22 protein-coding genes are annotated in these 23401 nt (G+C 37.5%); 14 read left to right on the forward strand and 8 right to left on the reverse strand.

The window, feature by feature from the left end:
• Positions 1-2: 2 nt before the first annotated feature.
• Together hisD and C4F49_RS03965 are read left to right on the forward strand one after the other, a co-directional pair.
• A complete protein-coding gene (gene hisD / locus C4F49_RS03960; RefSeq protein ID WP_196934585.1) occupies positions 3-1298 on the forward strand; it encodes a histidinol dehydrogenase in 1296 nt (431 codons plus the stop codon).
• A gap of 306 nt (positions 1299-1604) precedes the next feature.
• Positions 1605-2669, forward strand: coding sequence for a fatty acid desaturase family protein (locus C4F49_RS03965; protein ID WP_196934586.1), 1065 nt, complete (start codon positions 1605-1607; stop codon positions 2667-2669).
• A gap of 148 nt (positions 2670-2817) precedes the next feature.
• On the opposite strand, the gene C4F49_RS03970 is transcribed toward C4F49_RS03965, so the two are convergent.
• Positions 2818-3246 carry a cold-shock protein gene (locus C4F49_RS03970; RefSeq protein ID WP_231388197.1) on the reverse strand — a complete coding sequence of 143 codons (429 nt, stop codon included), beginning with the start codon at positions 3244-3246 and terminating at the stop codon, positions 2818-2820.
• A gap of 256 nt (positions 3247-3502) precedes the next feature.
• Here C4F49_RS03970 and C4F49_RS03975 point away from each other — a divergent pair, with 256 nt between their 5' ends.
• Complete coding sequence (locus tag C4F49_RS03975; RefSeq protein ID WP_196934587.1) at positions 3503-3694, forward strand: cold-shock protein; 192 nt, start codon at positions 3503-3505, stop codon at positions 3692-3694.
• Between the two features lie 88 nt (positions 3695-3782).
• Here the strand turns inward: C4F49_RS03975 and C4F49_RS03980 are convergent, their stop codons facing one another.
• The 4 genes from C4F49_RS03980 to C4F49_RS03995 all read right to left on the reverse strand — a co-directional run bounded on the left by C4F49_RS03980 (position 3783) and on the right by C4F49_RS03995 (position 8216).
• A complete protein-coding gene (locus C4F49_RS03980; protein WP_196934588.1) occupies positions 3783-4502 on the reverse strand; it encodes a menaquinone biosynthetic enzyme MqnA/MqnD family protein in 720 nt (239 codons plus the stop codon).
• The gene (locus C4F49_RS03985; protein ID WP_196934589.1) at positions 4489-5121 is read right to left on the reverse strand and encodes a histidine phosphatase family protein; all 633 of its coding nucleotides are present in this window, start codon (positions 5119-5121) and stop codon (positions 4489-4491) included. The genes C4F49_RS03980 and C4F49_RS03985 overlap by 14 nt, the downstream gene beginning before the upstream one ends.
• An 8-nt stretch (positions 5122-5129) precedes the next feature.
• Positions 5130-6326 carry an aminofutalosine synthase MqnE gene (gene mqnE / locus C4F49_RS03990; protein WP_196934590.1) on the reverse strand — a complete coding sequence of 399 codons (1197 nt, stop codon included), beginning with the start codon at positions 6324-6326 and terminating at the stop codon, positions 5130-5132.
• 69 nt (positions 6327-6395) lie between these two features.
• Positions 6396-8216, reverse strand: a complete 1821-nt coding sequence (locus C4F49_RS03995) for an ABC transporter ATP-binding protein (RefSeq protein WP_196934591.1) — start codon at positions 8214-8216, stop codon at positions 6396-6398.
• A 159-nt stretch (positions 8217-8375) separates the two neighbouring features.
• On the opposite strand from C4F49_RS03995, the gene C4F49_RS04000 reads away from it, so the two are divergent.
• Genes C4F49_RS04000 through C4F49_RS04010 form a run of 3 tightly spaced genes read left to right on the forward strand, consistent with a single transcriptional unit; the run spans position 8376 to position 10904 of the window.
• A complete protein-coding gene (locus tag C4F49_RS04000; RefSeq protein WP_196934592.1) occupies positions 8376-9536 on the forward strand; it encodes a pyridoxal phosphate-dependent aminotransferase in 1161 nt (386 codons plus the stop codon).
• A 6-nt stretch (positions 9537-9542) separates the two neighbouring features.
• Positions 9543-10382 (forward strand): prephenate dehydrogenase, encoded by an 840-nt coding sequence (locus tag C4F49_RS04005; protein ID WP_196934593.1) that lies wholly within the window; start codon positions 9543-9545, stop codon positions 10380-10382.
• A 6-nt stretch (positions 10383-10388) separates the two neighbouring features.
• Positions 10389-10904 carry a GNAT family N-acetyltransferase gene (locus C4F49_RS04010; RefSeq protein WP_196934594.1) on the forward strand — a complete coding sequence of 172 codons (516 nt, stop codon included), beginning with the start codon at positions 10389-10391 and terminating at the stop codon, positions 10902-10904.
• Here the strand turns inward: C4F49_RS04010 and C4F49_RS04015 are convergent.
• From C4F49_RS04015 to C4F49_RS04025, 3 genes are all read right to left on the reverse strand, one after another.
• Entirely contained in the window at positions 10901-11437 is a 537-nt protein-coding gene (locus tag C4F49_RS04015) for a DUF962 domain-containing protein (RefSeq protein WP_231388198.1), read from the reverse strand. The two genes, C4F49_RS04010 and C4F49_RS04015, sit on opposite strands and share 4 nt — an antisense overlap.
• Positions 11438-11522: 85 nt before the next feature.
• A complete protein-coding gene (locus C4F49_RS04020) occupies positions 11523-12962 on the reverse strand; it encodes a dicarboxylate/amino acid:cation symporter (protein ID WP_196934595.1) in 1440 nt (479 codons plus the stop codon).
• A gap of 137 nt (positions 12963-13099) precedes the next feature.
• Positions 13100-13450, reverse strand: coding sequence for a 4Fe-4S dicluster domain-containing protein (locus C4F49_RS04025; RefSeq protein ID WP_196934596.1), 351 nt, complete (start codon positions 13448-13450; stop codon positions 13100-13102).
• A gap of 172 nt (positions 13451-13622) precedes the next feature.
• On the opposite strand from C4F49_RS04025, the gene C4F49_RS04030 reads away from it, so the two are divergent.
• The 8 genes from C4F49_RS04030 to C4F49_RS04065 all read left to right on the forward strand — a co-directional run bounded on the left by C4F49_RS04030 (position 13623) and on the right by C4F49_RS04065 (position 23396).
• Complete coding sequence (locus C4F49_RS04030; protein WP_196934597.1) at positions 13623-14636, forward strand: acyl-CoA reductase; 1014 nt, start codon at positions 13623-13625, stop codon at positions 14634-14636.
• A gap of 63 nt (positions 14637-14699) precedes the next feature.
• Positions 14700-14903, forward strand: coding sequence for a fructose-6-phosphate aldolase (locus C4F49_RS04035; RefSeq protein ID WP_196934598.1), 204 nt, complete (start codon positions 14700-14702; stop codon positions 14901-14903).
• A 5-nt stretch (positions 14904-14908) separates the two neighbouring features.
• Positions 14909-15589 (forward strand): cell division ATP-binding protein FtsE, encoded by a 681-nt coding sequence (locus C4F49_RS04040; RefSeq protein ID WP_196934599.1) that lies wholly within the window; start codon positions 14909-14911, stop codon positions 15587-15589.
• Between the two features lie 156 nt (positions 15590-15745).
• Positions 15746-16273: a nucleotide exchange factor GrpE gene (locus tag C4F49_RS04045; RefSeq protein WP_196934600.1), complete on the forward strand. Its 528-nt coding sequence runs from the start codon at positions 15746-15748 to the stop codon at positions 16271-16273.
• Positions 16274-16282: 9 nt separating this feature from the next.
• On the forward strand, positions 16283-17434 hold the full coding sequence (gene dnaJ / locus C4F49_RS04050) for a molecular chaperone DnaJ (RefSeq protein WP_196934601.1): 1152 nt from the start codon (positions 16283-16285) through the stop codon (positions 17432-17434).
• 162 nt (positions 17435-17596) lie between these two features.
• Positions 17597-18505, forward strand: coding sequence for a 23S rRNA (adenine(1618)-N(6))-methyltransferase RlmF (rlmF, locus tag C4F49_RS04055; RefSeq protein WP_196934602.1), 909 nt, complete (start codon positions 17597-17599; stop codon positions 18503-18505).
• Between the two features lie 449 nt (positions 18506-18954).
• On the forward strand, positions 18955-21879 hold the full coding sequence (locus C4F49_RS04060; RefSeq protein WP_231388199.1) for a SusC/RagA family TonB-linked outer membrane protein: 2925 nt from the start codon (positions 18955-18957) through the stop codon (positions 21877-21879).
• Positions 21880-21890: 11 nt separating this feature from the next.
• Positions 21891-23396 carry a RagB/SusD family nutrient uptake outer membrane protein gene (locus C4F49_RS04065; protein ID WP_196934604.1) on the forward strand — a complete coding sequence of 502 codons (1506 nt, stop codon included), beginning with the start codon at positions 21891-21893 and terminating at the stop codon, positions 23394-23396.
• Positions 23397-23401 lie beyond the last annotated feature (5 nt).

A 23401-nucleotide genomic window follows, 5' to 3' on the forward strand; every position in this document is an offset into this window, starting at 1 on the left:
TCATGTTAAAAACTTATACATACAGCGATTTAAGTCAAGAAGACATTGATAAATTAGTCGCAAGAAATGTAGACACATCGAATGCAATTCAGGACGTGGTTGTTGATATTGTTGATAATGTGCGTTTAAATGGCGACCAAGCATTAAAAGATTATACAGCAAAATTTGACAAAGTCGAATTGGAAAAGCTGTATTTGGATGCTGATGATATCCAAGAATTGGCGATGACCATCAATCGCGAACAGCAACGTGCTTTGGAAATCGCTTTTCAGAATATCCATAAATTCCATAGCTACCAACTGCGTAAAGAACGGGTGGTAGAAACGATGCCTGGCGTAAAATGCTGGAGAGAAATCCGACCGATTGAAAAAGTCGGCTTATATATCCCTGGAGGTTCTGCTGTCCTTCCTAGCACGCTTTTAATGTTGGGCGTTCCGGCACGAATTGCTGGTTGCAAAGAAATTGTCGTCTGCAGTCCCGCGCAATCTTCGGGAAAAATCAATGGCTTCGTAGCCTACTGCTTGCATTTATTGAAAATCGAAAAAATATATTTAGTAGGCGGTGCTCAGGCAATAGCGTCGATGGCATTTGGAACAGAAACTATTCCTAAAGTTGATAAAATTTTCGGCCCTGGAAATCAATTTGTCACGAAAGCGAAAAGCTTAGTACAATCCTTAACCAATGTCAGCATTGATATGCCGGCGGGACCTTCAGAAGTTTTGGTATTGGCAGATGCCACAGCAAATCCAGAATACGTTTCTGCGGATTTATTGGCGCAAGCGGAACATGGAACTGACTCCCAAGCAGTATTGGTTTCAGATAATGAAGAACTTATCGAGCAAGTAAATAGTGCGCTGAAAGAACAGCTAGCCATTCTGCCACGAAAAGAATTGGCTTCGAAAGCGCTCGAAAATTCATATGCAATTTTAGTTTCCGACTTAACGGAAGGCATGAAATTCTCAAATGCATATGCGCCCGAACATTTAATTATTGAATCCAATAATTGGGAAGTATTGTCGAGACAAATCTTAAATGCCGGTTCGGTGTTTTTAGGACATTTGACGCCAGAAAGCGCTGGAGATTATGCTTCGGGAACGAATCACACCTTACCAACAAGCGCTTACGCACGCTCTTATTCAGGTGTTTCTGTTGACTCTTTTGTAAAGAAAATTACTTTTCAGCATATCAATGAACAGGGCTTAGAACAGATTGGGTCTATTGTCGAAATCTTGGCTGAATTGGAAGGTTTGCAAGGACATAAAAATGCAATTAGTATCCGCAAAAAGATTGTAAACTAATTTTATTTAAACTTCATTATCTCAGTTAAATTCAACTTGGATTTAACTGGCGATGTGAGTACAAATCTTGATTTGTTGTCAGATGAATCTTTATTTTTATCGTTTGACTAACCATCTTATTAATCTTCAATTATATAAACTCTATATTAAATTTAAGGTCTATTAACCTTTATTAACTAAAAAATAGTATTATTTAATTATCTTTACCATAAAGATTATTTAGTCTTGCTCTTCGAATGCTACTAAACTGGACAAAGCATGGAAAAATAGGGTTATTAAATAATTAAAAGTAGCACCATATTTTACATGAAAACTATAAAATTCAACAATACAAATACCCACTTTTCAAAAGCCCTGAAAGAAAAAATAAATCACTATTTTAAAAGCAATAACCTACAAAAAACTGGCGAATCCAAAATACTTTGGAAAGCAATTATTTTGTTCGCTGTTTTTTTAACGACCTATTTAATTCTTTTGGTTGTACAACCACATTGGGCAATAAGCGTTGTACTTTGTTTGCTATTAGGTGTAAATTTTGCGGCAATCGGATTCAACATCATGCATGATGCTGGTCATGATACATTCTCCAAAAACAAAAAATTGAATACTGCTTTATCGTACAGCCTGAATTTAATGGGCGCGATTATTTTCTTCTGGAAACAAAAGCACAACATTGCCCATCATACCTTCACGAACATCGAAGGTGAAGACCACGACATCGACGTAAAATTTATGCGCCTTCATGCTGAGCAGGAAGTTAAAAAGCACCATAAATACCAACCGTATTACTTTTTGGCTTTATACAGCGTTTCATATTTAGCTTGGATTTTCTACCAAGATTATGAAAAATATTTTCGTTCGGCGATGGGAAAGAACAATCAGTTATTCCATTTTCCGCTTCGCGAGAAAGTAATTTTCTGGATAACAAAAGCGGTGCACGCAACGGTTTTTATCGTAATCCCTATTCTTGCCGTGGGTTGGGTATCTTGGTTAGTCGGACTTTTAATCGCTGGATTAGCATGCGGATTATGTCTGGCAGTCGTGTTCCAATTGGCGCATGTGGTTTCGGAAACAAACTTCTCAGTTGTCGATGATGAACGCAGAGTGGAAGATGAATGGATGATTCACCAATTGAACTCTACTGCAAACTTCGCAACGAAAAACAAATTTTTAACATGGATTCTTGGCGGACTGAATTATCAGGTAGAACACCATCTATTTCCTAAAATCAGTCACATCCACTACCCTAAGATTAATTCGATTGTAAAACAGACTTGTAAGGAATTCAACATTACCTATATTGAGTTTAACACTTTCGGGAAGGCATTTCAATCACATGTGAATGTGATTCAGAAAATGGCTATCAATTAGAAGAGCCATTTCTTATAAAACTTTAAAAGTCCAATTATAATTGGACTTTTTTTGTGAATAGATATTTTAAAAATAAAAAGTATACGTAAAAAAAAAATCCAATTGCATCACGCAATTGGATTTTTATATACTTATTAAGTAGTAAAATCTATTTATCTACAATCACTTCAACAACTTGATTTCCTTGTTTAGAAGACTTGTATTTATAACGAACCTTCTGGTCTAGCTTCAATACAAAACCTACCAGGTTATCATTAAAATACGTTGTTTCTTTCGATTCGTTATCACGGATAAATCCAAAACGGCCTTGCTCGTTATAATAGGAAACTTTTCCATGAAAGTATACATCCTCAACTTCTGGACGATGCAAATCTTCTTCTTTAAACTCGTACTTTTTAAGAGGTGGCGTATCAGAGATGTTTCCATTCTCGTCCACGTAAGCAAACATTTCTTCAAAGCCTTTTCCTTTGTCGTTGTTTTGCTTGTTAAACTCCTTACGCTCTTGCTTTTGTTGTTTTTTGAGCTGTTTCTTTTTTGCTTGTTCTTTTTTTCTAAATGTAATTTGACTTTGCCCCATTGGCTATAATATATTTTAATTAGTGAAGAATTAATGAAAAATGTCTTTGACCTGATGCATGCTGAAGAGCACTCGATAAGGATTTAGAAAGGCCTTTTTTTTATAAAGGTACGAAAAATAATCTTATTTATCAAGAATTCCAAATTCCAGCCTCGCTAACCTCTATTTCAATTGTCACGCGAAAGTCCTTTTTTCCTGTTCGTAGCATATTTCATTTATTAAACGGTAAACTTGTGTATTACTAATAAATAATACAATGAATACAGGAACTGTAAAGTTTTTTAATGAAACTAAAGGATTTGGTTTTATTACTCCAGAAAATGGTGGAACTGATGTGTTTGTACACACGTCAGGTTTAAAAAACCAAATTAAAGAAGGTGACTATGTAACGTACGAAGTAGAACGTACGCCTAAAGGCCTTAGTGCTATTAATGTGAAATTGAGTTAATCGAATTTATATTTAATATCCATAAGCCATTCACAATGTGAATGGCTTATTTTTTTGGCAATTATTTTTTTTAGAAAAAAATAGCTTGTTACAATGACCGATAATATTCCAAATACAATTCTATAGCTTGACGTTTTGGATTGTCTAGATTAAAATCAAGATTTTTCGTTAGGTAATATTCGTAATCGAAATTTTCGATTTTATCGATTGATGGAATAATCGCTGTAGGATTTGCGACTCCATGTTTTAGCGCTTCATTAAATGCTTGAATAAAATCCTCCGGCAACTTCGTATTTGAAACCCAAGCGGCAAATGCAAAAGGTAAGCCCGTAAACTCTTTCCAATAATACCCTAAATCATAGACGTAAGGAACGGAATCCTTTTTGCCGAAAGTACGGTCGCCTATCAAAACAAAAGCATCAGCCTCCCCTTCCGTCACAATTTCAATATCCTTTTTCCAAAACTCTTTCAATAGGATTTGCGCTAGGCCATTGCTTGTCCTAGATTGCTTATCTAACAGTAAAGTTTGAATCTCTTCAATCGGTTGATGAGAGAAAATAAAAACAGAATCTACCGCACCATCCGAGCCGATGCAATAGTCTGTGATAATATGATACTCATCCATCTTGGTCAAAGCAGCTATTGGAATAATTCCTAAATCAGCTTCATGCTGGATGACTTTCCGCGCACATTCGCTTGGATAATCCACCGACAAATCAATCTCATCTAAAATAGACGAAGATTTGATGCCAGCTAAAAAGGGTAATGTGTTGGTATAAGATACTGCTGAAACTTTAATTTTGCTCATCAGCTAATTGCTCTAAATGTTTGGTGTTGTAAAAATCAACGATAGAAAATTGTCCATTATCATATTCGACAACGTATAATGAAGTATTGGTATGTGGAAATTCATCCATGCGACAGACTTCGACGTCTGTTAGATGGCATAGAATAACGCGTAAAGCTCGGCCATGCATACAAACCAAAACGGTATCTTCATCTTCTTTGCTTAACATGTATTCAATGGCTTGCTTCTGGCGAAGAACCAATTGATTCGGCGATTCGCCATTTTCAATGGCTAAATCTAACTCATTATTTTTCCAAGATGTGACAACTTGCTCAAAACCCGAAAGAATTGTTTCATCTTGCTCCTTCCCTTCGTAAATCCCCCAAGAAATCTCATCAAGCCCTTCAAGCTCTTCGAATGGAATGCCATCCTTAATAAAAGGTTCGACAGTTTGATACGTTCTTAATAATGTAGAGATATAAATTTTGTCGAAAGAAACATCTTTAAACGCTTCGTAGAATAATTCGCTTTGACGAACTCCATTTTCGTTCAATGGAGAATTAACACCACGACCTTGAACAATTCCTTTTAAATTTAAATCAGTCTGTCCGTGTCGGATAAAATAAAATCTTTTCTTCAAAATTTAAATTAATTTACAACAGGTAATGCATAATACTTTTTGCTCGCTCCAGCATCTTCGAAAACAACATCTTTATAATCTGTCACCACATTATAAAGCGTGTCACGTTCGATAGGGTGTCGTCCGACTTTGCGTATTAACTCAACGAGTTGTTGTGTGCTCATCGCTGGATTTTGCTCTTCAGCTCCAGCCATGCTATAAATTTTTGTGGTATCGTCCAATGTCCCGTCAATATCATCCACGCCAAAGCTCAAAGACATTTGTGCGGTGTCTCTTGAAATCATCGCCCAATACGCTTTGATATGTGGAAAATTATCCATGTAGATACGCGCAATGGCATAATTCCGCAAATCCTCAATAACAGAAACTTCAGGAACATTTTCCATCTGGTTTTCTTTGTTTCTGAATTTTAATGGAATAAATGTTTGAAATCCGCCTGTTTTATCTTGTAGGTCACGGAGACGTTCCATATGGTCGACACGATGCCAAAATTCTTCGATATGCCCGTACAACATCGTTGCATTGGTATGCATCCCCAATTTATGTGCTTGCTCATGAATATCCAACCACTGTTCGGCAGTACATTTATCATGTGCAATCTTTTCGCGGATTTCAGGATGAAATATTTCGGCTCCACCACCTGGCATAGAATCCAAACCGCATTCTTGCAAATATTTCATGCCATCGTAATGGCTTAATTTTGCTTTCTTGAAAATATAATAATATTCAACGGGAGTCAGTCCTTTGATGTGCAAATCTGGACGATGTGCCTTGCAACGCTGAAAGAATTCAGCATAAAAAGCCAGGTTCTGTTTAGGAACAACACCACCCGTGATATGTACCTCGGTTACTGGTTCACCATCGTATTTTTTTACGATATCCATCATACCGTCCACATCCATTTCCCAACCTTGGTCACGCTCTTTAATCAAGCGGGAATACGAACAAAATTTGCAATCATAGACGCAAACGTTCGTGGGTTCGATATGAAAATTCCGGTTGAAATAAGTGACATCGCCGTGCTTTTGTTCACGAATATAATTCGCCAAAACACCTAAATAGCTAAGCTCACCTTTTTGATATAATGTTACGCCCTCATCAAACGTGATGCGTTCGTTATTTAAAACTTTTTGAGCAATGTTTTTTAATTCTACATCCAGGCGTGGATTTTCAATTAAAAAGTTAAGTTTTTGTGTACTGTCCATTTCTCTATCCTTACTTAACAAATGTAGCAATTAAGACCCGAAATAGCCAATCAAATTACATTTGTTTGCTTAATCGACAAATTGTTGCATATCAATAAGTCGTCTATATAATCCATTATTTTGAATCAATTCCTGATGGTTTCCTTGCTCCACAATTTCACCTGCCTCAATCACAACGATTAAGTCGGCACTTTGAATCGTGCTCAGTCTATGGGCAATCACCACAGTCGTTCTATTTTCCATCAACTTGTACAATGAATCCTGAACCAATTTTTCTGATTCTGTATCCAAAGCCGATGTTGCTTCATCCAACAGCATAATTGGAGGATTTTTAAGAACTGCTCGCGCAATACAAATACGCTGGCGCTGTCCACCAGATAATTTGGACCCACGGTCACCGATATTTGTTGAATAACCGTTCTCAGTTTTCAGTATAAATTCATGTGCATTTGCAATTTTCGCTGCGTGCTCCACTTCTTCCGGAGTCGCGGTTGTGTTTGCAAAAGCAATGTTATTGTAAATTGAATCGTTAAACAAAATAGATTCCTGATTAACAACACCGATTTGAGCTCTCAATGAATCCTGAGTAACGTCGCGCAGGTCTGTGCCGTCAAAATAAATCCCACCGGCGGTCACATCCATAAAACGCGGAATCAAATCAACCAAGGTCGATTTTCCTCCGCCCGAAGGACCAACTAATGCAACAGTTTTTCCTTTCGGAATGCGTAAATTGATGTTGTTTAAAATCTGCTTTTCACCATAAGCAAAATCAACCTGTTCAAAAACAATCGATTCATTAAATCCTGTAATTACCTTTGCATCTGGCTTATCTTCAACCACATTTTTCTCATCAATCAATTCCAAAACACGCTCACCCGCAGCAATTCCGTTGTGGATGTTGCTAAACGAGTCCGTCAATGCTTTTGCCGGGCGCATCACCTGCGAGAAAATCGCAATGTATGCGATGAAATCAGCAGCTTGCAAATCTCCAGTTCCGCTCAATACCAAATGGCCACCGTATAATAAAATCACTGCAACCATAATCACGCCCAACAATTCAGAAACAGGCGAACCCATTTGCTGACGGCGAACCATGCTGCGCATAATGTTTGAGTAATTCTCGCTCTCATTATTAAAGCGGTTCTTAACAAAAGGAATCGCGTTAAAAGCTTTGATAATCCGCACACCAGACAAGGTTTCGTCCAGGTAAGTAATCATTTGTGCATAAGATTCCTGACCTTGAATAGCCTGAGATTTTAGATTTTTTACAATTCTCGATATAAAAAATGCGGAAACCGGAATAACCAATAACGAAAACAAAGTCAATTTTGCAGAAATAACAAATAGCATAATCACATAGGCGATTAATTGCAAAGGCTCTTTGAATACGACTTGCAATGTTCCCGTCACTGAAAATTGAACAACCTGAACGTCCGTCGCGATTTTAGAAATAATATCTCCTTTTCGCTGGCCGCTAAAATAGCCTAAGTGAAGGTCCATTACATTGTTATATACCGCTTTTCTTAAGTTCAACAAGGTATGAATGCGCAAATTCTCCATGACACGTTGCGAAAGGTATCGGAACAAATTGCTCATAAAAACCGAAATGATGATAATGATACAGACGTATTGCAAGGCCTTGTATGGCCCGTAATATTGATTCGCGTAATTCGCATAATAATTAAAATAATCCAGCAGATTGAATCCACCTTCTGGTTTCACCAAGGGAGCCGTAGATTCCGCTGTATTGAACAAGGTATGCATCAATGGCGCCAAAAGAGCCAGATTTAAAGTACTAAATACAACTGTTATTAAGGTGCAAATAATATAAGGAATAGCATATTTTTCAATAGGCTTGGCAAACGAAAGAAGTCTAAAATATGTCTTCATATTTATTTTTGAAGCTACAAAAATACTAAAAACTACCCGAATGACAGGCTTGTTCTCGTAAATACCAAAATTGTTGCATTGTATTGATATATTTTAATGATTATAAAATAGGCATTACAGTGCATTATTCTTAATTTAGGCTTCTTAAATCTATAAATAATGCAAATAGAAGTTGCGAAAAGGCTTCAGCAAACAGAAGAATATTACTTTTCAAAAAAACTGCGTGAAATCGACCAGTTAAATAAGGCTGGAGCTCAAATCATTAATTTAGGCATCGGAAGTCCGGATTTACCACCTCATCCTGAGGTGATAAAGGTATTGAGCGAGCAAGCCAATTTACCAACCGCTCATGGCTATCAAAATTATAAAGGTTCGCCAATCTTAAGACAAGCGATGGCAGATTGGTATGCGAAGTATTATCGCGTCTCTCTTGATGCCAATTCAGAAATCCTACCATTAATCGGTTCTAAAGAAGGTATCGTACATATTTGCATGACTTATCTTCAAGAAGGCGATGAGGTGCTGATTCCAAATCCTGGGTATCCGGCTTATGCGAGCGCAGTTCGTTTAAGCGGGGCTACAAGCATCCCTTATGCATTGCTTGAAGAAAACAATTGGTTTCCTGATTTGGAAGAATTGGAAAAATCAGATTTATCAAAAGTCAAAATCATGTGGATTAATTATCCACATATGCCGACAGGAACTTTGGCGACAAAAGAATTTTTCGAAAAAGTGATTGATTTCGGCAGAAGAAATAACATTTTAATTTGCCACGATAATCCATACAGCTTTATTTTAAATGAGCACCCGTTAAGCATTCTTGAAGTTGAAGGCGCTCTGGATGTAGCGATTGAATTGAATTCTTTGAGCAAATCTTCGAATATGGCCGGATGGCGAATTGGGATGCTGATCGCAAACGAAGCTAGAATAAGCGAAATCTTACGTTTCAAAACGAATATGGATTCAGGCATGTTTTTGCCACTGCAATTAGCGGCCGCAAAAGCATTGTCTTTGGATAGCTCATGGTATAAACAACTGAATGAAGTATATGGAAAAAGACGAAATAAGGTTTATGAAATCATGGATTTGTTAAATTGTGATTATTCAACTGAGCAAGTAGGCTTATTTGTTTGGGCAAAAATCCCATCCAATTTTGCTAGCGGCTATGAACTAATTGATTCGGTTTTGGATAAAGCCCGAGTTTTTATTACACCTGGCGGGATTTTCGGCGATGCCGGAAATAACTTCATTCGCATTAGTTTATGTGCGAGTGAGGATGTGTTGGACCAAGCAATGGAAAGAATTAAAAAAAGACGATAAATTAACATGAATATTGGAATTGTAGGTATTGGACTTATTGGCGGGTCCATTGCCTTGCGGCTAAAAGCCACGGATTTTAAAGGCAAAATATTTGGCGTCGAAAAAAATGAAAGCCATCAAAAAAAGGCACTTCAATTAGGCTTAGTAGACGAAATTATTTCGTTGCAAGATGCACTTGCTCAATGTAAGGTAATTATTCTAACCGTGCCCGTTGATGCGATTGTGAACTTGTTGCCTGAGATTTTGGATCAAGTGACCGATCAGGTAATTATTGATATGGGTTCGACAAAAACCAATATTCTTAATCTAATTGAAAATCATACGAATCGAGGACGTTACATTGCAGCGCATCCAATGGCTGGAACGGAATATTCTGGTCCTGAAGCGGCCATTCCGAATCTTTACAAAGATAAAGTCATGGTGTATGTCGACGCATTTCGCTCGGACGAAGATGCATTTGAAATCGCTGACGGAATTACAGAACAGCTTGAAATGAAATCTGTTTTCATGAATGCAGATGAACACGACATGCATACGGCTTATGTATCGCATATTTCGCATTTGACTTCATTCGCGCTAGCACTGACTGTTTTAGAGAAAGAAAAATCGCAGGGACGCATCTTCGAATTGGCCGGTTCGGGTTTCGAATCGACGGTTCGTCTAGCGAAAAGTTCGCCTGATATGTGGACGCCGATCTTTAAACAAAACAGGACAAATGTGCTCGAAGTGCTCGAAGAACATATTAAACAATTGACTATGCTTCATAGCAAAATCAAAGAGGAAGATTATGAAGGCTTGCATAAGTTAATTAAGAAATCGAATAAAATAAAACGCATCATTAAGTAATCGATTATGGTTTTTGGTCAATTGGAAAATGATACTGTTCTCCTTCAGCCTTTAGTTGCTGAAGATTTCGACAGGCTGTTTGCGGTAGCTTCCGATAAAGAAATTTGGGAACAGCATCCGAAATTTGATAGGTATAAACGAGAAGAATTCGAGAATTATTTTAACAGTTTATTGCAAAGCAACCAAGCGTATCTGATCATTGACAAAGCCAACGAAGAGATTGTCGGAGCAACATGTTTTTACGAATACAGCGAAGCCCAGAAGTTGGTAGCGATTGGCTTTACATTTTTGGCCAAAGCATATTGGGGAGGCTCATTCAACTTTCAGGTAAAAAACCTGATGCTGACATCTGCTTTTCAATACGTGGATACCGTTATTTTCCATGTGAGAAAAGGAAATCTACGTTCGCAAAAAGCATTAGAAAAAATTGGAGCCAAACTGAGCAAAGAATACCCAGAACCTAATTCAGCTACTGGAATTCGATTAGAATTTAAAATTAAGAAATCAGATTTTGTGAATTAATATTTGATGTTCAACCGCTTGAAAACAGAACTCCAAAGCCAAATCGGCCCGATAAGAATTAATTGATAAACATCTTTAGGAACCAATGCTTTTGGTTCCTTTTTTGTTGTCAGCACCAGGCCAAAAAATCCTATCAAAGCGATAATCAAACAAACAAGCCACACCGCCGGTCCACCGTCGCGTTCTACGTATTCCAATTGTACGATAAAAAAGCTCATAATCCCAATTGTAAATAAGATTGCATAGGAAAGCGTGGGTGCTAACTTGAGGTAAAAATAAATCAAGACAGCAATAAATATGGAGCCCCAATTCAGAAAAGTATGCATGTTATTTCTGACAAGAAAATCAAATTGGGGAAATGGAATCATCCAAATCATCCCCATGATTCCGAACAACAATAAAGTCAAAAACAAAGCATACAAACCACGAAGTTTTTTATTAACAAACGTATTTTCTAAACTTTGAAATTTTTGGTCAACAGGTCTTAGAATCTCTTTGACAGGTTGCGATTTATTGTTTTTCTTCTTATTCATAATATTTGCCAAATATACCTATTTGCATAGAAACTAAAAAAGCCTTCTCGGTTAAAGAAGGCTTAATATCTATAATATCGTAAATCTATTGTTCTTCTACATCAGTTCGGTATGGCGCTTCTTCATCGAACTCACCCTCCCATTTTGCCACAACTACGGTTGCCAAGCAATTTCCAATCACATTAACAGACGTTCTCGCCATATCCATCAACTCATCGATTCCTAAGATTGCCGCGATAACAAATGTTGGCAAACCGAATTGGTCCGCTGTCGCAATTAAGATAATCAATGATGCTCTCGGCACAGCAGCGACGCCTTTCGATGTAATCATCAACGTAAATGCAATCAGCAATTGCTGTCCAATTGTCAAATCGATTCCCGCAGCTTGCGCAACAAATATCGAAGCAAGAGAAAGATAAAGGGAAGTTCCATCCAAATTAAAACTATATCCTGTCGGAATGACAAATGACACAATCTTGCGCGGCACACCAAATTTCTCCATCGCGCTCATTGCCTTTGGCAATGCGGCATCCGAACTCGTCGTTGCAAAAGCAATAGAAACAGGCTCTTTTACAGCCGCGATAAATTTCAGCACTGGAATCCGTAAATACAGAGCAACAGGGAACAACACCAAAGCTAAGAACGCAATCAGCGCCAAGTACAATGTTGCCAGAAGCATAAATAAGTTTTTGAGAATATCGACACCTAAATGTCCAACCGTGTAAGCCATCGCCGCTCCTACGCCGATTGGCGCAAAATACATGACGAGATTGGTAAATTTAAACATCGCTTCGGAAAGACTTTCCGTAAAATCGACCAGCGGCTTTCGTTTCTTTTCTTCCACCAAAGCCAATGCTATACCGAATATCACAGCAAACACGACAATCTGCAATACTTTATTCTCATAAACCGCTTTGACAATATTTTCAGGAAATGTATCACGGATAAACGCATTGAACTTATACACACCTTGAGCGCTTTCGTCGATATGAGATAAAGCGACTTGGTCAGATTCGGTCACGCTGCTCACTTTCGGCAATTCTTCATGAGGCATGTTTTCAATATCCACACCAACACCTGCTTTCGTTAAATTAATTGCAGCAAGACCAATAAATATCGCTAAAGTTGTTGCGCAAGTAAAATAGAGCATGGATTTCCAAGCCATTCGACCTACTTGTTTCAAATCAGAATGCCCAGCAATACCAAACACAAGTGTCGCAAAAAGAATTGGTCCGACAATGGTTTTGACTAATTTAATGAACGCCTGGCTCAACGGTTGTAAAGCTTTCGCGAGTTCCGGAAAATCGAGACCTACAAAAATCCCGAAAACCATACAGGTCAAAATCCAAGTTGTTAAATTCTTTCTGGTCAAAGCGTTCAACAAAAGAGCCGCCGCCGTTATCCATCGCACTCCAATCATCACCATTGGTGAAATCTGTACGATATCAAACTCGTAAAGGAGCGTTATAAGTATAGCAATCGAAACAGTGATGAGGGTAATATATCCTACTCTAATTTTTGACATTCAATTATTTTTAAGGTTTTATACAACGCAAAAATATAAAAATAGGGATGGAAACCAAATTTTGTACCTGCCACATTGAAAATAAAAAAGGCATTATTTCAGAAAATAATGCCTTAAAATTCAGTTTAAAAAAAATATTATTCGGCGTGAAGCCAAGCTTTCTTTGCCAATAATTCTTCGTTTGTTTCGACAACGTCTTCATCTTCTACACAGCAATCAACCGGGCAAACTGCCGCACATTGAGGCTCGTCATGAAAACCTATACATTCTGTACATTTATCCGAAACAATATAATATACTTCATCAGAAATTGCATCCTGCGAAGCAGAAGTGTCTAACGTTACACCATCACCAAAATCAATCACACCTTCTAATGCGGTTCCTTCAGAAAATTTCCAAGGCACACCTGCATCGTAAATGGCATTATTTGGGCATTCTGGCTCACAAGCCCCACAATTTATACACTCATCCGTAATTTTAATAGCCATTATATCCTTACAATCTAATAAATAAACTAATTTTGTAAACTCAAAGTTACTATTTAACGAGCAAATACACGAAGAAATAAAATTTATTCTATAAAAATGGTCGTATATTATTTACTTTGACTTTGCAAAGATAACGCAAAATTCTATCAGATTTATTCTAAATAAAAAGATTTTGACACAGAACAAACGAATACAAGCTTTTACAGAATTAGGAACTTTTTTAAATTCCGTAACAGAACATCAACCTGATTTAGTAAAAAAAGCCACCCATATAAATCCTTGGTATACTGAAGAATATATTAAACAACAATTCGAAGCCTTAGCTTCAAATCTTGCCGAAGAAAAACTAACATCTTGGTTAGCAAACTATCCAGACATTGATTCTTCAAAACGCGTTGGACTAATTCTAGCTGGAAATATTCCGCTTGTTGGCTTTAACGATGTATTGGCTGTTTTAATCGCTGGATTTACGGCTTCCATCAAATTATCGTCAGATGATGCAGGGCTTACGAGCTTTGTGTTAAATAAGTTAATTGAAATCGAACCTGAGTTTAAAGATAAAATTGACATTACCGAGAAGCTCGCCAATTTCGATTTGATTATTGCGACAGGAAGTGACAATAGTTCTCGTTATTTCGACTATTATTTTGGCAAAAAACCACATATCATCCGAAAGAATAGAAATTCAGTCGCTGTATTAAGCGGAAATGAAACTGCTGAAGAATTAACTGGTTTGGGTCACGATATTTTTGATTATTTCGGATTAGGCTGTCGTTCGGTTTCTAAATTATTCGTCCCTAAAAACTATGAGATTTCTCAATTTTTTGAAGGGGTTGAATCATTTTCTCCGATACGAAATCATTACAAGTATTCAAATAATTACGATTACAACAAATCCATCTACCTGATTAATAGAGATGAACATTATGATAATGGATTTTTAATCTTGAAAAAAGATGAACGTACGTCCTCTCCTTTGGCTGTTGTTTATTTTGAAGAATATGAAGACATCAATCAGGTGGTCGATACAATAAACGAGCAAAGCAATCAGCTTCAATGCTTGGTTAGCCACATTCCTTTAGACACGTCCGTTGCTCAGTTTGCATTCGGAGAAAGCCAAAAACCATCACTGACCGATTACGCAGACGATGTTGACACATTGGCTTTTTTATTTGCCAATCAATAAATACGAAAATGATACGTTAATAAACCGTAGGTGTTTATTAAAAAATTTTAACTTTGTCACTCGATGTACATTATAAAAGTAAAAGGTGTCGCTAAAATCCCGGATTACGTTCAATTACGTGATGATGCGTTTACACTACTGGCATATTTTCGAGTAGACCGACCTGACAAATCCTTGGATAAAATCGGATTGGCTGACAAAGCCGAATACATTATGGAATTGGTTAGGGAATTGCCATTTGGCGAAATAAAAAAAATTGAAATATAATTACAATGGCTCAAAACACAGTTATTAAGCTTAAGAACGTAGATATTTACCAACAAAAGCATTTGGTATTGTCCAACGTGAACTTAGATATTGAACAAGGAGAATTTTTATATTTAATCGGACAATCAGGAACTGGTAAGAGTAGTTTGCTAAAAATTATTTACGGCGACCTGTACATTTCTTCAGGAGAAGGAGTTGTCGCTGGTTTTGATTTGAAAAAATTGCACGAAAACGATGTTCCTTATTTGCGCAGAAAATTGGGCATTGTTTTTCAGGATTTTCATTTGTTAAATGACCGCACGGTAGAGAAAAACCTGGAATTCGCATTGCGCGCGACTGGCTGGAAAGAGAAATCATTGATTGAGAACAGAATGCTGGATGTGCTTGAGAAAGTAGGCCTTCGTTCGAAATTAAAGAAAATGCCTCATGAATTATCCGGTGGTGAACAGCAACGTGTCGTCATTGCGCGAGCATTATTGAATAACCCTGAAATTATTCTTGCCGATGAGCCGACTGGAAACTTAGACCCTTCCACCTCAGAAGAAATCGTTTTGTTGTTAAAAGACATTGCCTCTGCAGGAACTGCTGTTTTGATGGCAACGCACGATTACCAAATCATCAAAAACATGCCAGCCCGCATTATCAAAACGGCAGATGGCGTGCTGTATGACAATGTAAGTATCTAAACCCTGTACTGACAAGTTTTGTTATTTAAGACATATTGTTCTATTCCAAAAAAATAAACTGACAGCTTGTCGGTGTTTTTGCTATTGGCAGAAAGTTTGAACAGACAAATTGATGTTTAATATTTTATATAGTATATTTTACTTTAACAGTTAATTATGAGCGAAAAGGATTTTCAAGACGAAAATAATCATACAGAAGAGAATTTGAATGAAGCAAATTCAGCCGAAGAAATTTCGACTGAAGAACAACTACAAAAACAATTAGACGAAGCAAATGACAAATATGCTCGTTTGTTCGCTGAATTTGACAATTACAAAAAAAGAACTTCAAGAGAAAAAGTAGATTTAATTCAATCTGCGGGAAAAGAAGTGATTGCAAAATTATTGCCTGTGCTTGATGATTTCGACCGCGCGCTTGCTTCAATGGAGAATTCGCCGAGCGTGGAATCTGTAAAAGAAGGCATTGATTTAGTAAATAATAAATTTAGAAAAACATTAGAACAACAAGGTCTGAAAGAAATGGACGTTTTGGGACAACCTTTTGATGCAGAATATCAAGAGGCCATCACAACAACTCCGGCTCCTTCAGAAGATTTAAAGAATAAAGTGGTGGATGTGCTTGAGAAAGGATATTTTTTGAATGACAAAGTTGTTCGATTTGCCAAAGTTATTATCGGTCAATAAGGAGAATAAATGTCGAAAAGAGATTACTATGATATTTTAGGTGTTACTCGGTCTTCGGATGGAGCAGAGATAAAAACAGCCTATAGAAAATTGGCAATAAAATATCATCCCGATAAAAACCCGGATGACAAAGCTGCTGAAGATAAATTTAAAGAAGCGGCAGAAGCTTATGAAATCTTAAGCAACCCAGAGAAACGTCAGCGCTATGACCAATTCGGCCATTCTGGCAATTCAGCTTCTGGATTCGGCGGCGGAAATATGAACATGGATGATATCTTCAGTCAGTTCGGAGATATTTTTGGTGGCGGAAGTCCTTTCGAAGGATTTTTTGGCGGAGGCAGGTCTTCCAGAGGAAATGGCCGACGTGTTCAAAAAGGAACCAATTTACGCATCAAAGTGAAACTTACTTTAGAAGAAATCGCTAAAGGAGTTGAGAAAAAAATAAAAGTCAACAAGCAAGTTGCCTGTGAAACTTGTGATGGAACTGGAGCAAAAGATAAATCTTCTTACCACACATGTAGCACTTGTCAAGGTTCGGGTTCGGTAAGACGCGTCACCAATACGATTTTAGGCCAAATGCAAACAACCAGCACTTGTCCTACGTGTAATGGTCAAGGTGTTGAAATCACCGCGAAATGTACAGTTTGTAAAGGCGATGGTTTGGTTCGTGGAGAAGAAACTATTTCTATCAACATTCCGGCAGGTGTCAGCGAAGGCATGCAATTGTCGATGAGCGGAAAAGGAAATGCGGCTCCGCATGGCGGAATACCGGGCGACCTAATTATTCTTGTCGAAGAAGTTGTCCACGAATCGCTGAAACGCGATGGCATCAATGTAATTTATGATTTGTACATCAATTTCGCAGATGCTGCTTTGGGTACAAGCATAGAAGTTCCAACAATTGATGGTAAAGCTAAAATAAAAATCGACCCAGGAACCCAAGCTGGTAAAATATTGCGTTTAAAAGGCAAAGGTGTGCCTGAAGTCAATTCGTACCACAAGGGAGACCAGTTGGTGTATGTGAACATTTGGACACCGAAAGCTGTTTCAGCTGAAGAACGTTCATTATTGGAAAAACTAAAAACTTCGGTTAATTTTAAACCTCAACCCGGAAAAAGCGAGAAATCATTTTTCGAACGGATTAAAGAATATTTTGAATAATTAGAAGTCTTATTTTAATGGAAATGCGAAGCCTTAAAGGTCTTCGCATTTTTTGTTTCTAGAGAAATTCGCCCCTCACATCAGACACTAAATACAAATATTGCGTGCAATTTGTTCCGAATTGCTATTGCTTAATGGTATATTTGGAGATATTACAGAAAAATGAACGATAGCAATTTAGTGGATAAGAAATTACATCCGAGAAATAAACATAGAAATGGGTATGATTTTTCGACATTGTTAAGAAAGAACGAAGAACTCAAACCTTTCGTTTTTGTTAACGATTATGGGAATCAAACGATAGACTTTTCAAATCCAGAAGCTGTTCTTAGTTTAAACAAATCCCTACTAAAGAAGCATTACAACATTACCTTTTGGGAAATCGGCAAAAACAACCTCTGCCCTCCTATTCCAGGGCGTGTGGATTATATTCATTACTTGGCTGATTTATTAGCCTCTGATAATGACGAAGAAATTCCGACAGGAAAAACGGTAAAGATTTTAGATATTGGTACAGGTGCTAGCGCAATTTATCCGATTTTAGGCGCACAGGAATATGCATGGGATTTTGTCGGAACGGATATCGATGCAGCAGCTTTACATTTTGCGCAGCAAAATATCAGCAAAAATGCTTGGTTGAAAAAACAGATCAGCTTTAGGCTACAGCCCGATAAAACAAAAATGTTTGATGGTGTTTTAGAAAAGTCAGACAACTTTACAGCGGTGATTTGCAATCCGCCATTTTACAAATCAAGAGAAGACAATTGGACCAGCACCACAAAAAAATTCAACAACCTCAATAAATCAAAAGAAGCATTGCCTCAGCAAAACTTTGGCGGGCATCCGAACGAATTGTGGTATGAGGGTGGCGAACGCGCTTTTATCAGGAATATGATTTACGAAAGCATGAAGTACAAAGACCAATTGGGTTGGTGTACGTCATTAGTTGCGGACAAAGCAAACTTAAAACCGCTGATCTCCGTTTTGGAATACAACAAGGCAAAAAAAGTGACGATCATTCCTATGGCTCAAGGAAATAAGATCTCCAGGATCTTAGCTTGGAAATTTTAAATAGCCACAGAACATATTTAACGAATCAATTTAGCTCTTCTACATGAAGAGCTTTTTTATTCTGCGAACTAAATAATAGTTTTGATTAACTAACTTAAATTAAAATCAAAATAAATGTTAAATTTTATTTTGATTTTAATTTATTAACTGTATCTTGCTCTCAATAACTATAAACTGAATTAACTTAATTTTAAAACTTAACCTGATAAAGAACGAATTATTATGAGTAAATTTTCCAATCAACACAACTAAATCCATTTAGCAAATAGATTTTTTGACGCTATGCTCTTCGCATACTGTCGCTACGAATTATAACCATTTTTTCATTGTAACCATTTGTTATGCAATTAAAGTTTTTAATTAACTTTCGTAAGCTATTTTATGTCCTATCCTTATTTTCAATAAGTTTATGTTTTCAATTAATAGTTAATGATGTTAATGCTAGTACTTTGTTTGTTCTTCAGCAGGACAGCACTTCTTTAGAAAAGGATATCGAAAACGAAGTCGATCCATCGGGAGCATTTGTGGATACTGTCGTATTTATTGATAAAAAAATATTTACGGACAAGCCTCAGCCAATTTCTGAACGATCACTGAAAGATATTTCTTTATCTCCATTTATTAGTTTACAACAACTTCTAAAAGCCGAAAAAGCAGGATTAACTGTTTTTGAATCCACAGGCGAACCGGGCACGAACCAACACATGTTCATCCGCGGTATTTCTCGTCCTTTGCTTTCTAAGAAAGACAGTTACCAATCACAGCCTTTGGTTGTATTGGATGGAATTCCATTAATTGGAGAACACCCATTCTCTTACATGATCCAATCCTATGATTTGGAAAGAATCGGAACCGAGAACAATTTGTTGGCGAATATTGACATCGACAACATCGAATCCATTCGGGTTCTAAAAGACCTTTCGACCATGGCCATTTATGGTCCAATGGCCGCGAATGGTGTGATTGAAATCACATCGAAACGGAATGTAGAAAACAATGACCGCCGCATCAGCTTGAATGCGTTCTCCGGTTTTGTTCAAAGACCATCAGTGACTACAATCAATGGCAGTTACGAAAATAATTTCAGGAAGCAATTTTATGATCTATACACCACAAACGGTAAGTATTCAGATGATGATAACTACCCTGTGTATTTAGGAGATTCATTGAACAATGCCTATTACGGAGTTTCAAATTGGTCCGATAGTTATTATAAAACTTCCTTTCAGCATGGCATTAACGGAAATATCTCTGGCGGTGGCCCTCGTGCGAACTTCCAATTTGCTTTAGGAAATATTAAGAACTCTGGAATCGCTGATCAAACTCAGGTTGAACGTTACAATGCTCGCTTTTTGCTAAATCTTAAACCGGTTAAATGGTTGACGTTTTCGTCCATGATTAATGGAAATAGATTAGACAGAGACCGCAACAGGAATTTAAGCAGCCGTTATGCGATGATGTCTTATTTCCCCGATCTAAGCGCTCCTTTAGCACCTAACAAAGAAATATATGACAGCTATTTAGCTCAGTACGACAACAGTTTTGACGATAATTTCTCAAATATTGTTGAAGGATATGTAAACCTAAAATTTGAATTTGAAAAATTCAGGTTCCAATCCCGCATTGCATTAGATTACAACGAAAGTTACAGAGATGTTTTTTATTCGAGACCATTGATGGAATCCAATAGTTTCGCATCCAATTACTATGGATTTAACCAGCGCTTAATTTTTGACAACGTTGCCTCATACGACTGGATGATTGATGACAAGAATACATTTTATGTAGAGGCTGGAGGAAAATTACAATGGGACGCACATAAATACAATTATGCATATGCTTATAAAGGTGTAAACGATTTTATAAAAGTGAACCTGTTAGACAATGATCCAAGAAATGGTGACAACCCAAATTACCTAAATCCAACAGCATTTCCTCGTCAGTTAGTTTACAAATACTTAGACCGCACGCGTCATAACCTGGTATCGTTCCACACACAGGGAACATACAATTATGATAAGAAATACACCGCTTCAGTTTTATTGAGATATGACGGATCATCAAATGCACAACCGCTTGCGCGTTGGTTATTTACACCTGTAGTTTCATTGGGATGGAATATTAAAGAAGATCTTTTAAAAGACAACTCAAGCTTACAAGGACTTAACCTAAGAGCAAGTGCAGGACGAATTGGCGTTCTTAATCAATATGATGATTTTTCTCAGGGACCAAACTACACCGCACAAGTTGGATTCACTGGAAACGTAACTGTTCCAGGTTATAACGGATTTGCTGTATTGACGAGACCTTACGAAAGTGGCTGGGTGGGCTATGATATTCCTTGGGCATATTCAGATCAGGCAAATTTAGGCATTGACGCATCCTGGGAAAAACGCGGTTTATATGCTTCGGTTGACGTTTACTTAAAAGAAACTAAAAACCAGTTAATTCCTATCCCTTCTCTTTCTGAATATGGATACAGATACATGCATTCAGCAGGCATGAGCGTTCAAAATTCAGGAATTGATATTTCCTTTGGAGGTAATATCATCGAGAATAATTCAAAAGAATTATACTGGAAATCTGGATTGAACTTCTCGTTCAACAGCAATAAATTAACTGCATTGCCAAATGGCCTTGATGAATTGGTTATTGACGGAAGATTATTAAAAGTCGGAGAAAGAATCGATAAATTTTGGCTGTTCGAAAACCAAGGAATTTACTTAACCGATGCAGACGTTCCTGAATTTGACGGCAAAAAATTGGCTTACAACGGCATCACGATGAAAGCTGGAGATCCGATATGGAAAGATGCAAATAATGACCAGCAAATCAATGAAGACGACAGGCAATTGATGGGCAATATTATGCCAAAAGTTTCAGGGAATTGGTACCATACGGTAAACTATAAAAACTGGGACTTAAATGTGAACTTGTTTTTCAACTTAGGCCGTCAGGTGGTGAATCAAGAAATGTCCAATCGTTTCAATTTCATCAACAATGAAGGTTCAAAAGATTTAAGTGCCATTAAAGAAATCACGTATTGGGAAAAGAGAGGCGATTATTCTAAGTATCCAATCTATAATCCTTGGAGCTCAGTGAACGCCTACCAAACCGATCAGGATTTATTCTTAGAAAACGCTTCTTTCTTAAAGTTAAGAACAGTTTCTCTGGGTTACAAAATGACAGACAAGATGCTTTCTTTCTTAAATGAAGGAGCAAGCCTGTACTTATATGTAACAGCGAATAATTTATTTACAATAACACCTTATTCGGGCAGAGATCCTGAGTTGGTTAACTTCTTAGGTTATGATAATGGAAACAGCCACATCATTCCTAAAACATACACAATTGGATTTAAACTAGGATTATAATATTGAAGAAGATGAAAAATAAAATTGTTCTATTCTTTGTGGTTTTGATTACGTCGAGTAGTTGTTCTAGTATGTTGGATGTAGATTCAACACGATTAGTATCAGAGAAAAATAAATGGACATCACTAGAGGATGCTCGAGCATCTATTCTAGGGGTTTACGCATTGACAAAAGCAGCATTAGGTGATTACAACGCGCATTGGCTTTATGGAGAAATGCGTACGGGAGAATTTATCAGTCCCAATCGTCAGGATTTAAAAGCCATTGGTCGGAATGACCTGAATGCCTCCTACCCTGCTTTAGAAGCATTATCAAATTGGAGAAGATGGTATGCTGTAGTGAATTCTGCTAATACGTTTCTGGAACGTATACATGAAATTCGTGCAGCGGATAATCGCTACACTGAAAACACCATGGAAGTGGATATTGCGCAGGCAAGATTTTTAAGAGCCTTTGCTTATTTCTACATGGTTAGAATCTGGGGAGATGTGCCATTAATTGCGTCATCTCGTGAAGGTAATTTTGAAGACATGCCAAAAGAGGATGGAAATAAAATATTGGCTTGGGTCGAGCAAGAGCTTTTGGCGGCTGGCGAAAAGCTTCCTTACAGATACAGTGCAAATGACGAACAGCAACAGGGAGATTATTACAACGAAAATAGCGGAAGATGGGATGGTGCATTAGTTCGTAAAGTCACTGCCTATGCAATTTTAGCGCACGTTGCAGCTTGGCAAAGTAATTATGCAGATGCCGCTGCTTACTCCAAATTTGTTTTAGACAATTATTCTAAAGCGAGCATTGGCTATATTTCTACAAGTACACTGACGAATGCGAATGGGTTTTTCTTTAACAAAAATATCAACCACCTTCTAGGCTTCAACTATGATTGGGGACACGTAGAATCTTCATTCACAGGACATATCGAAGAGCTGACTTTGGCTGCTCCTGTTGTTGACAAAACAGTTCCAGACATGTATTTGCCAAAAGAAGTCATTTTGGATGTTTTTGACGAAATGTCCGATGAACGATTCAGCATTGATACTTTGGGCAACCCGGTGACCGAAAACTACTTTAGAAATTTCAATGGACGCTATCCAATCTTTAGTAAAATAAAATGCATTCAGGGTGGTATCGCTGATCCTACATTTAGAATCTTTAGCAGCGCGACTATCATTACTCGACTAGAAGATGTGACTTTGCTTCGTGCTGAGGCCTTAGCTGCTTTGGGCGAAAGCAATGGTGCAATTTTATTGTTGGATGAAATTCGCGAACGCAGAGGATTGGAAAAATACACACAGGCTGTCAACGGAGATTTAATTGATGCGATTTTCTTAGAGCGTCAGCGCGAGCTGATGGGCGAAGGTCATCGCTGGTACGATTTGGTTCGCTACAATCGTATAAAAAACAATGATCCGGATTTTGTGAACCTCATTCAATCTGGCGGAATCTATTGGCCGATTTCGAAAGACATTCGCAATCAAAACAAAAAAATTGTTCAAAATGATTATTGGAAATAATACCG

It is taken from the genome of Sphingobacterium hungaricum (assembly GCF_015210005.1).
Lineage (GTDB): Bacteria > Bacteroidota > Bacteroidia > Sphingobacteriales > Sphingobacteriaceae > Sphingobacterium > Sphingobacterium hungaricum.

What these genes read in the sequence shown, in the direction of transcription:
- C4F49_RS04015 (WP_231388198.1), bottom strand. Translation starts at nt 11,437, where the DNA reads ATGAATAAGAAGAAAAACAATAAATCGCAACCTGTCAAAGAGATTCTA.
- C4F49_RS04040 (WP_196934599.1), top strand. Translation starts at nt 14,909, where the DNA reads ATGGCTCAAAACACAGTTATTAAGCTTAAGAACGTAGATATTTACCAA.
- C4F49_RS04005 (WP_196934593.1), top strand. Translation starts at nt 9,543, where the DNA reads ATGAATATTGGAATTGTAGGTATTGGACTTATTGGCGGGTCCATTGCC.
- C4F49_RS04010 (WP_196934594.1), top strand. Translation starts at nt 10,389, where the DNA reads ATGGTTTTTGGTCAATTGGAAAATGATACTGTTCTCCTTCAGCCTTTA.
- C4F49_RS04065 (WP_196934604.1), top strand. Translation starts at nt 21,891, where the DNA reads ATGAAAAATAAAATTGTTCTATTCTTTGTGGTTTTGATTACGTCGAGT.
- C4F49_RS03970 (WP_231388197.1), bottom strand. Translation starts at nt 3,246, where the DNA reads ATGGGGCAAAGTCAAATTACATTTAGAAAAAAAGAACAAGCAAAAAAG.
- C4F49_RS03995 (WP_196934591.1), bottom strand. Translation starts at nt 8,216, where the DNA reads ATGAAGACATATTTTAGACTTCTTTCGTTTGCCAAGCCTATTGAAAAA.
- C4F49_RS04020 (WP_196934595.1), bottom strand. Translation starts at nt 12,962, where the DNA reads ATGTCAAAAATTAGAGTAGGATATATTACCCTCATCACTGTTTCGATT.
- dnaJ (WP_196934601.1), top strand. Translation starts at nt 16,283, where the DNA reads ATGTCGAAAAGAGATTACTATGATATTTTAGGTGTTACTCGGTCTTCG.
- C4F49_RS04025 (WP_196934596.1), bottom strand. Translation starts at nt 13,450, where the DNA reads ATGGCTATTAAAATTACGGATGAGTGTATAAATTGTGGGGCTTGTGAG.
- C4F49_RS03980 (WP_196934588.1), bottom strand. Translation starts at nt 4,502, where the DNA reads ATGAGCAAAATTAAAGTTTCAGCAGTATCTTATACCAACACATTACCC.
- C4F49_RS04045 (WP_196934600.1), top strand. Translation starts at nt 15,746, where the DNA reads ATGAGCGAAAAGGATTTTCAAGACGAAAATAATCATACAGAAGAGAAT.
- C4F49_RS04035 (WP_196934598.1), top strand. Translation starts at nt 14,700, where the DNA reads ATGTACATTATAAAAGTAAAAGGTGTCGCTAAAATCCCGGATTACGTT.
- C4F49_RS04000 (WP_196934592.1), top strand. Translation starts at nt 8,376, where the DNA reads ATGCAAATAGAAGTTGCGAAAAGGCTTCAGCAAACAGAAGAATATTAC.
- hisD (WP_196934585.1), top strand. Translation starts at nt 3, where the DNA reads ATGTTAAAAACTTATACATACAGCGATTTAAGTCAAGAAGACATTGAT.
- C4F49_RS03975 (WP_196934587.1), top strand. Translation starts at nt 3,503, where the DNA reads ATGAATACAGGAACTGTAAAGTTTTTTAATGAAACTAAAGGATTTGGT.
- mqnE (WP_196934590.1), bottom strand. Translation starts at nt 6,326, where the DNA reads ATGGACAGTACACAAAAACTTAACTTTTTAATTGAAAATCCACGCCTG.
- rlmF (WP_196934602.1), top strand. Translation starts at nt 17,597, where the DNA reads ATGAACGATAGCAATTTAGTGGATAAGAAATTACATCCGAGAAATAAA.
- C4F49_RS03965 (WP_196934586.1), top strand. Translation starts at nt 1,605, where the DNA reads ATGAAAACTATAAAATTCAACAATACAAATACCCACTTTTCAAAAGCC.